The sequence below is a fragment of the Nakamurella flava genome, assembly GCF_005298075.1.
Classification (GTDB): domain Bacteria; phylum Actinomycetota; class Actinomycetes; order Mycobacteriales; family Nakamurellaceae; genus Nakamurella; species Nakamurella flava.
This window is the reverse complement of sequence record NZ_SZZH01000006.1, coordinates 436,151-450,459: the sequence shown is the minus strand read 5'-3', so window position 1 is coordinate 450,459 and position 14,309 is coordinate 436,151. Positions and strand designations below refer to the sequence as shown.

The following is a 14,309-nucleotide window of genomic DNA, read 5'->3' as shown; positions in this document are numbered from 1 at the left end:
CGCAGCGTTGTGATCGACACCCCAGGCCGCCGGACCACGACGACGCACCGCGCTGCACCGACCCCGCAGAGCGACGGTCCGTCCATCGCAGCTCAGTACGAGTACAACGTCCCGCTGGTCACGCGTCGCCCGGAGACGATGGCCACCCCGGCCGACGTGCCGATCAGGTCGGCACCGGCGGCCAGCAGGTCGCGGACCTGCTCGACCGTCTTCACCCCGCCGGATGCCTTGACGCCCACGGACGTCGGCACGGCCGCCCGCAGGTAGGCGATCGTCGCCGGATCGGCGAAGCCGACCGATCCACTGGAAGCGGGCGCCACGAACGCCGCACCCGACTCGACCGCGGTCCCTACCGCGATCTCCCGTTGCCGCGGATCGAGCAGGGGGAGTTCCAGCAGCATCTTGATGCCGACCGGGGCCGCGGCCTGAACGACCGCGGCGAGGTCGGCCGCGAACTCGGGCCGACGGCTGGACAACAGCAGGGACACGTTGACGGTGAGGTCCAGTTCGTCCGCACCGGCGTCGATGAGGGCCCGCACCTCGGCCACCCGGGATGCGGTCGGCGCCGCCCCGTACGGATAGTCGATCATCGACCCGATACGGGCCGAGCCGCCGCTGCGCCGCAGCTCGTCGCGGGCCGCCCCGACCCAGCACGGCGGGACGTAGGCGGCGTCGAAGCCGTACTCGGCCACCTCGCGGACGTGCTGACGCACCCGGTTCTCGGTGATGGCCTGGCCGATGAGCGTGTGCTGGATACGTCCGGCCAGTTGCTCGCGGGGCAGCAGCCGGGCCGAAGCGGAGGCATCCTCGGACACGGTGTGGTCCTCCCGGAGTCCTGACTGCCGGTGCGGGCGCACCCATGGTCGGGTCGTCCCCAGTGTCCGGCCCGGCGGACAGTCTGGCACGCGACCAGCCCGGGGGCGGTCCGGGCTAAGGTCCCGGTCATGCGGATCCTGTCCATTCAGTCGTCGGTCGCCTACGGGCACGTGGGCAACAGCGCGGCGGTGTTCCCGTTGCAGCGTCTGGGGCACGAGGTGTGGCCCGTCTCGACCGTCCAGTTCTCCAACCACACCGGCTACGGCGCATGGCGCGGGCAGGTCTTCGAGCCGGCCATGGTCGCCGAGGTGATCGCCGGTATCGAGGACCGCGGGGCGCTCGGCACGGCCGATGCGTTGCTGACCGGATACCTGGGGTCCCCCGGGGTCGCCGAGGTCGTCCTGCAGACCCTGACCCACCTGCGTGAACTGAACCCGACGGTCCGGTACTGCTGCGACCCGGTGATGGGCGACGTCGGCCGCGGCATGTTCGTGCTGCCCGGTCTGCCCGAACTGATCCGCACCACCGTGGTCCCGGCCGCCGACGTCGTCACCCCCAACGCCTACGAGCTGTCCTTCCTCGCGTCCGGGATCGACCCGACAGCCACCCCGACCACCGACGAGCAGATCCGGGTGCACGAGTCGGTGCGCACCATCGAAGGAGTCCTGGCCGCGGTCGACGCCGTCCGGGCGCTCGGCCCGTCGACCGTACTGGTGACCTCCGTGGAGCACGCCGGAGTGGCCGACGACGAGATCGGCCTCATCGCCGTCGACGACACCGGCGCCTTCGAGGTGGCCACTCCCCGGCTGCCCCTCTCGGTCAATGGCGCCGGCGATGTCACCGCCGCCGTCTTCCTCGCCCACCTGTCCGCCGGGGTCGAGACCGCCCTCGCCCGGGTGGCGTCCACCGTCTTCGACATCCTCGACGCCACCCGGGAGGCCGGGACCCGCGAGATCCAGCTCATCGCCGCCCAGGACCAGATCGCCCACCCGTCGGCCCGTTTCCCGGTGCGCCGCATCCGCTGACCGTCCGGCGTTGCGGCGAGTGGTGCCGGGGCAGCTGTCTGAGCTGCTGAAGCACCACGTTCTCGGCCCCGGCCGGGGTCAGTCCAGGTACCGCGTCGCCCCTTCGCGGACGGCGGCGGCGACCCGGTCCAGGGCCGGGGACCGCAGCTTCCACTGCTGCCAGAAGAGGACGACGTCGATACCACGATCCGCGTCGAATTCGACGAGTTCGCCGCGGGCGAGCAGCTCGGCGCTCTGTTGGCGCGGCAGCAGACCCCACCCGAAGCCGGCGGCGACGGCGGCCATGAACTCCGACGACGCGGGGACGGCGTGGATGGGCGGGTCGAGCGGCTGCCCGGCACCCGTCCGTACCCGCCGCTGCAGGTAACGGTGCTGCAGGGTGTCCTTGCGGTCGAAGATCAGCAGGGGCGCCTCGGCCAGTGCGGCGCGGGTGACGCCATCGGCGAACCAGCGATCGACGAAGGTCGGCGCGGCCACCGGCCGGTACCGCAGCGAACCGAGACGGATCACCGAACAGCCGGGAACGGGGTCGGCCTGCGTGGTGACCGCGGCCATCACCGTGCCGTCACGAAGCAGCTCGGCGGTGTGGGATTCGTCGTCGCTCCGCAGATCGAAGCAGATCTCCGAGGCCAGGGGACCGAGTGTGGGCAGGATCCAGGTGGCCAAGGAGTCGGCGTTGACGGCCAGCGGTAGTGACGGCGGCCGACCGGGCGCGTCGTCGGCGCCGAGCAGTGCGGCGGTGTCGCCCGCCAGCAGGTCGACCTGCCGGGCCAGCCGCACCATCGCCTCCCCGGACGGGGTCAGGCGGACCGGTTTGCTGCGGACCAGCAGCACCCGACCGGCCGTGGCCTCCAACGCCTTCAGACGCTGGCTGATCGCGGACGGCGTGAGGTGCAGGGCCCGCGCCGCGCCGTCCAGCGTGCCCGCCTCGGCGATGGCGCCGAGCGCTCGCAACTGGGCCAGGTCCAGATCCACCCCCTCAGGCTAGGTGAAGCTCGGCTTCAGATCCTGAAGAATCCTGAGCTGGACCGGTGACGTTCGTGATCCGTAGCGTCGCGGCCGTGACCCCAGCACTGCCCGCCGCGCTCGCCGGCCTCGGCTTCGGCCTGTCCCTCATCGTCGCCATCGGTGCTCAGAACGCCTTCGTCCTGCGCCAGGGGCTGCGCGGCGAACACGTCGGACCCGTCGTCGCCGTCTGCGCGATCTCCGACCTCGTACTGATCATGGCCGGGGTCGCCGGGGCGGGGACGCTCGTGTCGGCGGTCCCGTGGCTGCTCACCGTCATCCGCTACGCCGGGGCCGCGTTCCTCTTCGCCTACGGCCTGCTCGCCGCCCGCCGCGCCCTGCGGGGTGGCGCGCTGATCACCGATCCTTCAGGTGCAGCAACGGCTCTGGGCGTCACCCTCGCCACCGTCCTGGCCCTCACCTGGCTCAACCCGCACGTCTACCTCGACACCGTGGTGCTACTCGGATCCATCTCCGGCACCCACGGCGACCAGCGCTGGTGGTTCGCCGCGGGGGCGGGTCTCGCGAGCATCCTGTGGTTCACGGCGCTCGGCTACGGCGCCCGCCTGTTGCGACCGGTCTTCGCCCGCCCGGCGGCGTGGCGGGTCCTGGACGGCTTCATCGCGGCCGTCATGTTCACCCTGGCCGTCTCGCTGGTGCTGTCGGCCTGAGCCGGTCGACATCTCGGCCGCCCCGGACGCCGACGATCCCCGCCGACGCTGACCAACGATGCGATTCGAGGCCGGGTGGGGACCGTGGGCGACGACATGATCAGCGCCAGCGACCCCGGGCGGCGTCGACCGTCAGGCCACGTCCTTGGCCGCCGCCACCGCGAGACGGTCCACCAGGTCGTTCATCTCGTCCCCGGAGTGGCCCTTGACCCAGCGGAACGAGACGTCACCGCGATCGTTGACGGCGGTGATCAGCGGCTCCCAGAGGTCGCGGTTGGCGACCGGCTTCTTGGCACTGGTCTGCCAGTCGCGGGCGAGCCAGCCCTTCCACCAGCCGTCGCGGAAACAGTTGACGACGTAGGTCGAGTCGCTGACCACGACCAGCGGCCCGTCCAATGCAGTCACGGCTTCCAATGCGGCTTGGATCTCCATGCGCTGGTTGGTCGTGGGCTTCGCGCCCCCACTGGCCTGCCGACCGTCCCTGGTCGCCCACGCCCAGCCGCCGGGGCCCGGGTTGCCGGAACACGCACCGTCCGTCCACACCTCGAGAGCGTCGGTGGGCGCGACCATGTCGGCCGGCCGCGGTCGCTTGGCCCGGGCTCCGGCACTCCCAGCCGTGCGGGCTCGGGAGGCCGGCGCCGCGGACGGCTGGTCGGCCGCGGCGGCGACCGCCGGGTCGACGTCGGCCAGGGGAAGCAGCCCGTCGGGGGTCTCCGCGCAGTCCTGGTGCCCCCAGCGGGAACCGATCCGGCCGATCGGCGCGCCCGGTTCGACGGAGCGGCCGCAACCGGGGCAGGTGGTGGCGTACTTGGCGGTGAGAGGCACCGAACCACCTTAGGTGCGCCCGAGCACCCCAGGAACTCGACCGGTCGCCGCCCGGCGGGCCACCAGCCGCGGGCCCACCACGACGACCGCGACCCCGACCAGGAGCAGCGCCCCGCCGACCAGCGTGGTCAGTCGGATCTGCTCGTCCAGCAGCAGCGAGCCGGCCAGCAGGCCGACCACCGGGACCAGCAACGTGAACGGGGCCACGATCCCGGCCGGATACCGCCCCAGCAGACCGTTCCACACCGTGTAGCCGACCAGACTGGCCAGGACCACGGTGTAGACGGTCGAGAGCACCGCCGGCCACCCGATATGCGTCAGCGCCTGGCCGATCGCGGCGGGTCCGTCGATGAGCACCGACAGCGCCAGCAGGGGCAGCGGAACGAAGATGCTGCCCCAGACGGTCAACCCCAACCCGGACGCGCCGGAGCACCGCCGGGCGGCGACGTTGCCCGCTCCCCAGCACGCCGCGGCGGCCAGACAGAGCGCGATCCCGACGGCGGGAGTCGCGCCCGACTGGCCCGCGCCGACGACCACGAGACCACCCACGGCGACGGCCAAACCGATCAACTGGACCGGACGGGGCCGTTCCCGCAGGACCACCGCAGCAACGGCCACCGTGAACAGCGCTTGGGCCTGCAGCAGCAGCGAGGCCAGCCCCGAGGCCAGCCCGACTGCCAGAGCCGAGTACAGGAAACCGAACTGACCGGCCGACATCAGCAGACCGACCGCGGCCAGGTCACGCCATTTGACCTGGGGGCGCGGCACGAATGGCACCACCAGACAGATCACCGCGAACCGCAGGGCCGCGAACAACAGCGGCGGCACCCCCGGGAGCCCGACGTGGATGACGACGAAATTGACCCCCCAGATCACCACGACCATCAGGGCCAGGCAGATGTCCTTCGTACGCACCCATCGATCAGACCCCGCGGTCACACGGAAATCCAGCAACGTTTGCTGCTGTGGATTCAGTAGCCTCGCTACATGATCGAGGCGTCCCTGCTCCGCGCGCTCGTCGTCCTGGAGGCCACGGGGACGGTCGCCTCCACGGCCGACGCCCTGGGCTACACCCCGTCCGCGGTGTCGCAACAACTCAAGAAGTTGGAACGTGACCTCGGTGTGGAACTCACCGAGCGGGTCGGCCGCGGCATCGTTCTCACCCCCGCAGGCCGGGTCACCGCCGCCCGCGCCCGGACAGTGCTGGACAGTCTCGAAGCCCTGCGTGCCGAGGTCACCACCGCTGACAGCCTCGACGGTCGGATCGCCCTCGCGACGTTCTCGACGGCCGAGCGAGGCCTCGTGGCCGAGGCGTCGGCGCGACTGCACGCCACCGCACCGCAGGTCGACCTGCACGTCATCGAACGCGACCCCCCGGAGGCCACGGCGGCCCTCGAGCGCGGCGAGGTCGATCTCGCCCTGCTGCACAGCTGGGTCGGCCTCCCCGCGCACCTTCCGCCGCAGATCGCGACCGAGCTCCTCGGCGAGGACGTCGCCGATCTGGCCGTCCCCGCCCACCACCGCTTCGCCGATCGCAACCGGGTCGCCGCCGACGAACTGGCCGACGAGACGTGGGCGTCGGTGCATACCGGGTCGGTGTGCCACCAGTGGCTGCTGCAGATGTCCGCCGGGTCGGGGCGCGCACCCCGGGTGCGCTACTGGTCGAGCGAATTCGCCTCCCAGCTCGCCTACGTGGCGGCCGGCTCGGCCGTCGCCCTGATCCCCCGGCTGGGTCGCGGCCCCGTGCCTCCCGAGGTCCGGATGGTCCCCGTGGTGGATCCCACGCCACGCCGCCCCGTCGTGCTGGCCTGGCGGACCACCCGGGAGCACGACCCCCTCGTCCGGCGTCTGCGGTCCGTGCTGCTGGAGGTCGGACGGCGCCAACTGCCAGGGCCCGGTGCGACCACCGAACGGGGAACGCTACCTTCCAGCCTGTCCGGCGACTAGGCGGTGGTGGGCCGGTCAGTCGACGAACGACCAGTGCACCGTCAACTCGACGGCGACGTCGGTCTCCCCCGCGGCCACTGGCATGGACTGGCGCGAGAATGCACCAGTGGATTGGGGTATCCAGTCTGGGTGGCCGCCCCCCGGAGCCTCCTGCACCGACTGCACCGGGCCCAACCGCCGACCGGCCAGTCCGGCCAACTGCTCGGCCCGGGCCTTCGCGTCGGCGAATGCGGCATCCCGCGCCTGGGCCAAGGCCTGCCCGGGCGAGCCCGGCGTCATCGACAGGTTGTCGATGCGGACGCCCTCGGCGCCGAGCGTGGCGATGTCGCCCAGGAGCCGATCCAGGCCGTGCACCCCCACCACCCGGACGATCAGCCGCTGGCCGGCCTGATAACCGGCCAGCCGTGGCTGTCCATGGTTGTGGTCCCACGCCGGACCCAGACTGAGATTGGTCGTCCGGACCGACCGGGATTCCACCCCACCGTCGGCCAGGATCGTCAGGAGCGCGGTCACCGTCTGCGCCACCGTCGTGAAGGCCTCCCCCAGCTGGGCGCGGGTGACCTCGACCGCCAGGTTGATCTGCACCTGGTCGACCGCCGCCGCCGCGGTCCCCGATCCGACGACGGTAATGCCTGTCCGTTCGCTCATTGCGTCTCCCCCAGATCCGCGGCCGACAGCCGTTCGGGCAGCCCGAACAGGGCGAACAGCTTGGTGTCGAGGAACGAGGTGATGTGGGCGATCCGCCCGTCCCGCAGCTCGAGAACCTGGATGGCCCAGGCGAACCAGCCGCCCTGCGGGTCGCGACGGTACTGGGCGAAACCGGGCAGCCCGTTGACCTGCACCGCGCGGAGAACGGAACCCTCGCACTCGGCGCCGGGCCCGACATACCAGGCGATGAGATCGTCGCGGCCCTGCAGCCACAGGCTGAACGGGGGCATGTTCTGGGTGGCGTCCTCATGGAGCAGCGCGACCAGCTGTGCCATGTCGTAGCGCTCGAAAGCATCCACGTACCGCTCCAGCAGCGCGCGGTGCTCGTCCTCCAGGTCACCCACTCCCGCGGGCGGCCCGTCGTCCTGTTCCGGCAGGGTGGACAGAGTCGCCCGGGCGCGCTGCAGGGCACTGTTGGCGGACGCGACGGTGGTGTCGAGCAGTTCGGCGACCTCGGCCGCGGACCAGCGCAGGACGTCGCGCAGGATCAGCACCGCCCGCTGCCGGGGCGGCAGGTGCTGCAGAGCGGCGAGGAAGGCCAGCCGGACGGAGTCCCGGACGGCCGCGACCTCGGCCGGGTCGGGAGCCGCGGCGCCGAAGATCATCCGGTCCGGGATGGGCTCGATGAACGTGCTCTCGGTGAGCGGGGCGCCCAGGGACTCGATGACCGGGCGGCCCGGCCCCTGCAGATCCATCGGCCGGGCCCGCCGGTTGCGGCCGTTCAGGGCGTCCAGGCAGACGTTCGTGGCGATCCGGTACAGCCAGGACCGCAGGCTCGACCGCCCCTGGAACCCGTCGGCCGACTTCCAGGCACGCACCATCGTGTCCTGGACGGCGTCCTCGGCCTCGAAGACCGAGCCCAGCATCCGGTAGCAGTAGCCGGTCAGTTCGGACCGGAACGGCTCGATGTCCTCGATGGTCGGGGGTTCGGGGCGGGATCCCTCGGCGTCGGACCTGGTGGGGGCGGTCAGGGTCATGCGGCGGAGTCCTTCCTCGCACTACCGGCACTGCCCGGCCCGCGGGCCGGACTGACCCCGCCAGCATAGGGAGGGGGACCGACAACGGTCAGAGTCCGAGCGACTCCAACCGTGCGGTCCACTCGTCCTGGATGTCCTCGGTGTCACGATCGCAGTCCCACATCGCCATCAACTCCTGGCGGGTGGCCTCGGGCAGCGCCTGGTAGCGGGCGGTCCAGGCCTCGTTGTCGACCTGCCAGTACCCGACGACCTTGTACGCCGTGCAGGGCAGACGCAGCTCGTGACGCAGGTGGCGGCGGACCCCGCGCATGGTCCGGGTCTCACCGGCCACCCAGATGTAGCCGGGTCCGGTGGGGCGTTCCGCGGTCCGGACGACCTGTTCGAGGCAACTGGCCCGCTGGCCGTTGCCGCCGTAGACCCAGCAGATGTCGATGTCGTCGTGGACGGGGATCTGCTGCCGGTCGGCGGCGGTCGGCACCTCGAGGACGGCGCGCGTCCGCACACCGGGCGGGGTCTGCTCCAGCAGACGAGCGGCGGCAGGCAGACCGGCAGCGTCGGCGACGATCAGCTGCCAGGCCATGTCCGGCGGCGGTGCGTACAGGGCGTCCGGGGTGTTGAGGCCGACCAGGTCGCCCGGCTTCGCCGTGCGCGCCCAAGCCGCGGCGACACCGCCGTCGTGCAGGACCATGTCGATGGTGACCGTGCCCGCTCCGGGGTCGACCGCCCTGACCGTGTAGGTCCGCATCGGGCCCGGCTCGACGCCGTCGGGGTAGTCCCAGCCGGTCGCGGTCGCGGTCGGGAGTACCGGTTCGGTCTGGCCTGCGGCCGGCAGGAACAGCCGCACGTACTCGTCACCGACCCCCGTACTGCGGAAATCGGCGAGTCCGGGCCCGCCGAGGACGACCCGGGTCATCACCGGGGTCAGCCGGCGGACGGAGACCACCTCGGCCCGGAAGATGCGGGGCGGGAGGGCGACGGAGTCGGACATGGGGCAAGGCTAGCCTTACCAACCCTGAAAGGAACAGGGGCTCGTCGCGGTTGTGCAGCCGTTCACATCCCGACCGGGCCGATCCGTCAGCCGGCCAGGTCGGCGAACCGCGAGTAGTGCAGCTGGTGGGCGACGGCGATCGTCGTGGTGGGGCCGTTCCGGTGCTTGGCGATGATGAGGTCGGCCTCACCCGCGCGCGGGTCGTCGGCCTCCCAGGCGTCCGGTCGATTGACCAGGATGACCATGTCGGCGTCCTGCTCCAGCGATCCCGATTCACGCAGGTCGGACAGCATGGGGCGCTTATCGGTGCGCTGTTCGGGACCACGGTTCAGCTGGGAGATCGCGATGACCGGCACTTCGAGTTCCTTAGCCAGCAGCTTCATCTGGCGCGAGAACTCCGAGACCTCCTGCTGCCGGGACTCGACGCGCTTCCCCGAGGTCATCAGCTGCAGGTAGTCGAGCACGATGAGCTTGAGGTTGTTGCGCTGCTTGAGGCGGCGGGCCTTGGCCCGGATCTCCATCATCGTCATGTTCGGGGAATCGTCGATGTAGAGCGGTGCGTCGGAGATCTCCGTCATCCGCCGGACGATCTTCTGCCAGTCCTGCTCGCTCATCGTGCCCGCACGCATCTGCGACAACCGGATGCCCGCCTCGGCCGACAGCAGACGCATCGTGATCTCGGTCTTGCTCATCTCGAGAGAGAAGACGACCGCCGCTTGGCGGTGTTTCACCGATGCGTGCCGCGCGATGTCCAGGGCGAGCGTCGAATTGTGGGTCGGGACCATGGCGCGACCGGCCAGGTACAGGTGGTCGATGTTGTCCACCTGTACGCAGCGGACCGGCACGGACGGGATCGGGCGCACGTCGGTGATATAGCGCGAGTTCCGGCGAGCCGGCGAGGTCGCGCGGTCACGCTCCTTGTGCACCAGCTGTTTCCGCGGGAGAGCGAAGACTTCCTCTGACGAACGGAAGTTCACGGTGTAGCAGACAGACCGGTCCGCGTTCCGACCGTTGACCGCCTTGGTCATCACGCTGCTGCGGTAGCCGAGGCTCAGGATCAGCTCGTGGACGTCGGCCGCTAGACGCTTGTCGGTCACCGCGAACTGCACTTGTCCGCCCGGACTCACGGTGCCATCGGAATCGAGCAGACCAGCCAGCAGAGCCCGACGCTGCGCCTCGGACCCCCGCAGGTAGATGGCCGGGATGTGCTTGTCACCGAGGACACCAAGGGTGCGCAACTTCGCCTGGACACTGCCGCGGGTTAGTCGGCAGTCCCGGCACATGGCTAGACCGGATGACGGGGAACCACAGTGGACACAGGTCGGAGGCACGGTCACACCGATGCCCTTGGCCCGCCCACCACAACTGCGGCCGCAGGTACGCACCTGCGAGGTCTGGGGAACGAAAGACTTGGCGCAGACCACACAGAGCCGAGGCTCGACGGCGGGCTCGGCGGGCAGTCGCAGGCCGTAGCGCAGGTTGCCCAGCGGGACCACGACGATGCCCTCGGCCTCGATGAACATGGCCACCTCGGGATCAGCCGAGGTGTAGGAGGCGGAGTCGGTGGTGCCGTCGCCCAACCAGTAGCCCAGCGTGTACGGCGGGATCGGCAGATCAGCGGCGGGCAGCTGCAGCGGAGCGGCGGTACGGACCGAGTGGTTGAGCCGAGCGTCGGCGGTGTCCAACCGGACGGTGCGGGCAATCTCGGCGGTGGTGCGGACCTCGGGGAGGACCCGTTGCGGACGCCCGGCGCGGGCCTCCTGCGCTGCGCGGCGAGAGGCTCGGGTGTCGGTCAGCCATTGGTGCTCGGCGTCGGCGACGATCCGCTCGCCATCGGAGAAGGTGACCTCGAAGCAGGGCCGGTCGATCATCACGTCGGTGGCGGCAACGACCGTGACGGGCCGGCCGTCAGCGCCGATGATCTGATCACCGACGACCACCTCGCCCATCGTGGTCCAGCCCGTGGGTGTCGGGAGAGGGGTGTCGAGGGCGAGCGCCTTACCAACACCAGGTCGGGCCGCGACGATGATCATCTGACCCGGATGCAGACCGTTGGTCAGGGCGTCCAGATCGGCGAAACCGGTGGGCACGCCGGCGGACTGACCGCCGGCGGTGGCGATGGCGTCGATCTCGTCCATGGTCGGCTGGAGGAGCTCCTCGAGGACGACGTAGTCCTCGGTGGTCCGCCGTTCGGTGACGTCGTACAGCTCGGCCTGGGCGCGATCGACGATCTCGTCGACCTCACCGCCGCCCACTTCGCCCTCGGCGCCGCCGTACCCGAGCTGGACGATGCGGGTGCCGGCCTCGACCAGGCGCCGCAGGACGGCCTTCTCGGCGACGATCTGCGCGTAGTAGCCGGCGTTCGCCGCGGTCGGCACGGTGGCCATCAGCGTGTGCAGGTACACCGCTCCGCCGACCCGGCCGAGAGACCCGGCCCGGTCGAGTTCGGCAGCGACGGTGATGGTGTCGGCCGGTTCACCTCGGGAGTACAGATCGAGGACGGCGTCGAACACGAGGCTGTGGGCGGGCTTGTAGAAGTCGTTGGACCGGAGCGTCTCGACGACGTCGGCGATGGCGTCCTTCGACATCAACATGCCACCGAGCACGGACTGCTCGGCCGCGAGGTCCTGCGGGGGCTGGCGCTCGAAGGGCATCGGCGACGCGGACCGCTCCGACCCACGGTCCCGGCTGTTCGCCGGACCGGACCACCGTTCGTCCACGACCGCCACGAGAACGCGCACTCCCCCCTGTTGCCGATCCCGACTCTTGGCCGGGGCCCGCCGCCGACACTCGGAAACGGGCCGGTCGACGTCCGCTGGACGCCGACCGTGAGTGCTGTCTATCCGACCGCCCCGACAGCGGGTTCTCTCGCGTTCCGGCTGGTCCCGACCGAGCCGGGCCTGGCTACCGAAAGTGAAGACGACGATCCTCGCGGGGCGTTGCCGCACCGACGGATGACGACGCTAGGGGACACATCGACGGACGCAAAACCCGCCTGTGCACAGGTGTGGGGACAACCTGGGGATGAATACCCATCGTCGCAGGCCAGTTTTCCACCGCCCTGGGGACAACCTGGGGACAGGTTGCGGCCGCTGCAGCATTAGCCCAGGTCAAGCCCTGTGGACTTGTCAATGTGGCTGTGGACAGAAGAATCTTTCGCGACGCGCTGGACCGTGCGTTCCGACAGGTGCGACTGATTGCCGTCACCTGGAAGCGATCTTCCCTTCACCTGTCCGTGACCTGCGACAACCCCGTTAGGGCCGACGGGCGCCGGCCAGGCGGAAGCGGGTGAGCGACCGACCGATCGCCGCACACCTCGGGTGACGATGTCACAGAACGTGACCGAACTCGTCCGGAAAGAGCGATTGACCCTCAGATCGTGAGCCGGGCGGCCAGCGTCGCAAGGCACCGGCAACCCTGGAAAAACGACGACGCCGCCCCCGCCCGCGGGTGTGCGGGACGGGGACGGCGTCGAATCGCTCGCCGGCGTCATGGGTGGACGCGGGCGGGCATCGGTCGGGCACCGCCATGGGCGGGCGACCGAGAACTCAGCGGTCAGGAACCGCCGTTGATGGTGACCGAGAACTCGGCGGTCACGCCCGGGTGCAGGCGGACCGAGACCGGGTGCTGGCCGACCGTCTTGATGTGCCCGCCGGTCTCGATGGTCCGACGGTCCAGGGCCGGGCCACCGGCCTTGCGGACCGCGTCGGCGACCTCGGCGGAGGTCACCGAGCCGAACAGGCGGGAGCCGTCGCCGCTGGTGCGGGCGGTGATGACGATCTTGCCGGACAGGCTCTCGAGAGCCTGCTTGACCTCGTTGGCGTGCTCGGCGCCGCGGATCTCCCGGGCCAGCTGGGCCCGCTTGATGGTCGCGACCTGCTTCTCGGCACCCTTGGTGGCCAGGATGGCCTTGCCCTGGGGCATGAGGTAGTTACGACCGTAGCCGTCCTTGACCTCGACAATGTCGCCGGGGGCGCCCAGGCCGGGCACATCGGCGGTCAGGATGAGCTTCATCTGCGTCGTCCTTCTCGTCAGTGCGCTCAGCGCGCGGTGGACGTGTAGGGCAGCAGGGCGACCTCACGGGCGTTCTTGACGGCCGTGGCGATGTCCCGCTGGTGCTGGGTGCAGTTGCCGGTCACGCGACGGGCGCGGATCTTGCCGCGGTCCGAGATGAACCGACGCAGCAGCGTGGTGTCCTTGTAGTCGATCGGCTGCGCGGATTCCTTGCAGAACGCGCACACCTTCTTCTTCGGCTTGCGAACGGGGGGCTTGGGCATGGATGTCTCCGAAAGTTTCGAATGCAGTGAGCTGAGCTGGGAGTCGGCTGGCCGGCCGGCTTAGAAGGGCGGCTCGTCCGAGTACCCGCCGCCGGCCGGAGGGGCCGAGCTCCACGGGTCCTCGCTCGGGGCGCCGCCACCACCGCGGGAGGCGCCGTAGCCGCCACCCCCGCCGCTGGAGCCGCCACCGAAGTTGCCGCCGCCACCGCCGCCGTCGGACCGCTGGGCGCGGTTGACCTTGGCCGTCGCGTACCGCAGGGACGGGCCGATTTCGTCGACCTCGACCTCGAAGACGGTGCGCTTCTCGCCTTCCTTGGTCTCGAAGGACCGCTGCTTGAGCCGACCGGACACGATGACGCGGGAGCCGCGGGTCAGCGACTCGGCCACGTTCTCGGCCGCCTGGCGCCAGATGTTGCAGCGCAGGAAGAGAGCCTCGCCGTCCTTCCACTCGCCGGAGGCACGGTCGAACGTGCGCGGGGTGGAGGCGACGGTGAAGTTGGCAACGGCCGCGCCGGACGGGGTGAACCGCAGTTCCGGGTCCGCGGTCAGGTTGCCGACCACGGTGATCTGGGTGTCGCCGGCCACGCGATTACTTCGCGTCCGGGCGGATGATCTTCGTCCGCAGCACCGACTCGTTCAGGTTCAGCTGACGATCGAGCTCAGCCACGACGGGAGCCTGGCAGCGGACGTTGATGACCGCGTAGATGCCCTCGGCGTTCTTGCGGATCTCGAACGAGAGCCGACGACGGCCCCAGATGTCGACGTTCTCGACGGTGCCGCCACCCTGGCGGATGACGTTGAGGAACGTGTCGATCGAGGGAGCGACGGTGCGCTCGTCGAGGCTCGGATCGAGGATGAGCAGCAGCTCGTAGTGACGCGTAGCGGTGGAAACGCTCACGTGCACCTCCTATGGACTCATCGGCCACGGTCGTTCCGCGGCAGGAGGGTCATGCCCAGAGCCCTGTTCGGGGCTCCGCACAACTGAGCCCGCCGACTTCGGCGGGCCAACCGAGGAGCTTACCAGGCCGTTGCCCGTCGGAAGGCCGGCAGCAGGACCACCCCGTCCCGGT

The 14,309-nt window shown here is 70.6% G+C and carries 15 protein-coding genes; 3 read left to right on the top strand and 12 right to left on the bottom strand.

Features of this window, described 5'->3' with window-relative positions; genetic code table 11:
• Nucleotides 1-92 precede the first annotated feature (92 nt).
• Nucleotides 93-815: a deoxyribose-phosphate aldolase gene (gene deoC / locus FDO65_RS20040; RefSeq protein WP_240757740.1), complete on the bottom strand. Its 723-nt coding sequence runs from the start codon at nt 813-815 to the stop codon at nt 93-95.
• A 129-nt stretch (nt 816-944) separates the two neighbouring features.
• Here deoC and pdxY point away from each other — a divergent pair, with 129 nt between their 5' ends.
• Nucleotides 945-1,841: a pyridoxal kinase PdxY gene (gene pdxY, locus FDO65_RS20035; RefSeq protein ID WP_137451481.1), complete on the top strand. Its 897-nt coding sequence runs from the start codon at nt 945-947 to the stop codon at nt 1,839-1,841.
• A gap of 78 nt (nt 1,842-1,919) precedes the next feature.
• Here pdxY and FDO65_RS20030 read toward each other — a convergent pair whose 3' ends face one another.
• Nucleotides 1,920-2,816, bottom strand: coding sequence for a LysR family transcriptional regulator ArgP (locus tag FDO65_RS20030; protein WP_137451480.1), 897 nt, complete (start codon nt 2,814-2,816; stop codon nt 1,920-1,922).
• An 86-nt stretch (nt 2,817-2,902) separates the two neighbouring features.
• Between FDO65_RS20030 and FDO65_RS20025 the strand changes: the two genes are divergently transcribed.
• On the top strand, nt 2,903-3,517 hold the full coding sequence (locus FDO65_RS20025) for a LysE/ArgO family amino acid transporter (RefSeq protein WP_137451479.1): 615 nt from the start codon (nt 2,903-2,905) through the stop codon (nt 3,515-3,517).
• A 132-nt stretch (nt 3,518-3,649) separates the two neighbouring features.
• Here the strand turns inward: FDO65_RS20025 and FDO65_RS22600 are convergent, their stop codons facing one another.
• Together FDO65_RS22600 and FDO65_RS20015 are read right to left on the bottom strand one after the other, a co-directional pair.
• On the bottom strand, nt 3,650-4,342 hold the full coding sequence (locus tag FDO65_RS22600) for a ribonuclease H family protein (RefSeq protein ID WP_205850191.1): 693 nt from the start codon (nt 4,340-4,342) through the stop codon (nt 3,650-3,652).
• Nucleotides 4,343-4,351: 9 nt separating this feature from the next.
• On the bottom strand, nt 4,352-5,257 hold the full coding sequence (locus FDO65_RS20015) for an EamA family transporter (RefSeq protein ID WP_205850190.1): 906 nt from the start codon (nt 5,255-5,257) through the stop codon (nt 4,352-4,354).
• Between the two features lie 72 nt (nt 5,258-5,329).
• Here FDO65_RS20015 and FDO65_RS20010 point away from each other — a divergent pair, with 72 nt between their 5' ends.
• Nucleotides 5,330-6,289: a LysR family transcriptional regulator gene (locus FDO65_RS20010; protein WP_137451477.1), complete on the top strand. Its 960-nt coding sequence runs from the start codon at nt 5,330-5,332 to the stop codon at nt 6,287-6,289.
• Nucleotides 6,290-6,304: 15 nt separating this feature from the next.
• Here the strand turns inward: FDO65_RS20010 and FDO65_RS20005 are convergent, their stop codons facing one another.
• The 8 genes from FDO65_RS20005 to rpsF all read right to left on the bottom strand — a co-directional run bounded on the left by FDO65_RS20005 (nt 6,305) and on the right by rpsF (nt 14,137).
• The gene (locus FDO65_RS20005; protein ID WP_137451476.1) at nt 6,305-6,937 is read right to left on the bottom strand and encodes an SIMPL domain-containing protein; all 633 of its coding nucleotides are present in this window, start codon (nt 6,935-6,937) and stop codon (nt 6,305-6,307) included.
• A complete protein-coding gene (locus FDO65_RS20000; protein ID WP_137451475.1) occupies nt 6,934-7,974 on the bottom strand; it encodes a sigma-70 family RNA polymerase sigma factor in 1,041 nt (346 codons plus the stop codon). The genes FDO65_RS20005 and FDO65_RS20000 overlap by 4 nt, the downstream gene beginning before the upstream one ends.
• Before the next feature lie 88 nt (nt 7,975-8,062).
• Nucleotides 8,063-8,962, bottom strand: coding sequence for a siderophore-interacting protein (locus FDO65_RS19995; protein WP_137451474.1), 900 nt, complete (start codon nt 8,960-8,962; stop codon nt 8,063-8,065).
• Between the two features lie 86 nt (nt 8,963-9,048).
• Complete coding sequence (gene dnaB, locus FDO65_RS19990; protein WP_420847556.1) at nt 9,049-11,691, bottom strand: replicative DNA helicase; 2,643 nt, start codon at nt 11,689-11,691, stop codon at nt 9,049-9,051.
• A gap of 826 nt (nt 11,692-12,517) precedes the next feature.
• Nucleotides 12,518-12,976, bottom strand: a complete 459-nt coding sequence (rplI, locus tag FDO65_RS19985) for a 50S ribosomal protein L9 (protein WP_137451472.1) — start codon at nt 12,974-12,976, stop codon at nt 12,518-12,520.
• A 26-nt stretch (nt 12,977-13,002) separates the two neighbouring features.
• Nucleotides 13,003-13,239: a 30S ribosomal protein S18 gene (rpsR, locus tag FDO65_RS19980; RefSeq protein ID WP_137451471.1), complete on the bottom strand. Its 237-nt coding sequence runs from the start codon at nt 13,237-13,239 to the stop codon at nt 13,003-13,005.
• Between the two features lie 60 nt (nt 13,240-13,299).
• Nucleotides 13,300-13,824 carry a single-stranded DNA-binding protein gene (locus FDO65_RS19975; protein WP_137451470.1) on the bottom strand — a complete coding sequence of 175 codons (525 nt, stop codon included), beginning with the start codon at nt 13,822-13,824 and terminating at the stop codon, nt 13,300-13,302.
• 4 nt (nt 13,825-13,828) lie between these two features.
• Nucleotides 13,829-14,137 (bottom strand): 30S ribosomal protein S6, encoded by a 309-nt coding sequence (gene rpsF / locus FDO65_RS19970; protein ID WP_137451469.1) that lies wholly within the window; start codon nt 14,135-14,137, stop codon nt 13,829-13,831.
• Nucleotides 14,138-14,309 lie beyond the last annotated feature (172 nt).

Excerpts from the sequence above, each read along its gene's own strand:
- FDO65_RS19995 (WP_137451474.1), bottom strand. The coding sequence starts at position 8,962 with ATGTCCGACTCCGTCGCCCTCCCGCCCCGCATCTTCCGGGCCGAGGTG.
- FDO65_RS20010 (WP_137451477.1), top strand. The coding sequence starts at position 5,330 with ATGATCGAGGCGTCCCTGCTCCGCGCGCTCGTCGTCCTGGAGGCCACG.
- rpsR (WP_137451471.1), bottom strand. The coding sequence starts at position 13,239 with ATGCCCAAGCCCCCCGTTCGCAAGCCGAAGAAGAAGGTGTGCGCGTTC.
- FDO65_RS20005 (WP_137451476.1), bottom strand. The coding sequence starts at position 6,937 with ATGAGCGAACGGACAGGCATTACCGTCGTCGGATCGGGGACCGCGGCG.
- FDO65_RS20000 (WP_137451475.1), bottom strand. The coding sequence starts at position 7,974 with ATGACCCTGACCGCCCCCACCAGGTCCGACGCCGAGGGATCCCGCCCC.
- pdxY (WP_137451481.1), top strand. The coding sequence starts at position 945 with ATGCGGATCCTGTCCATTCAGTCGTCGGTCGCCTACGGGCACGTGGGC.
- rplI (WP_137451472.1), bottom strand. The coding sequence starts at position 12,976 with ATGAAGCTCATCCTGACCGCCGATGTGCCCGGCCTGGGCGCCCCCGGC.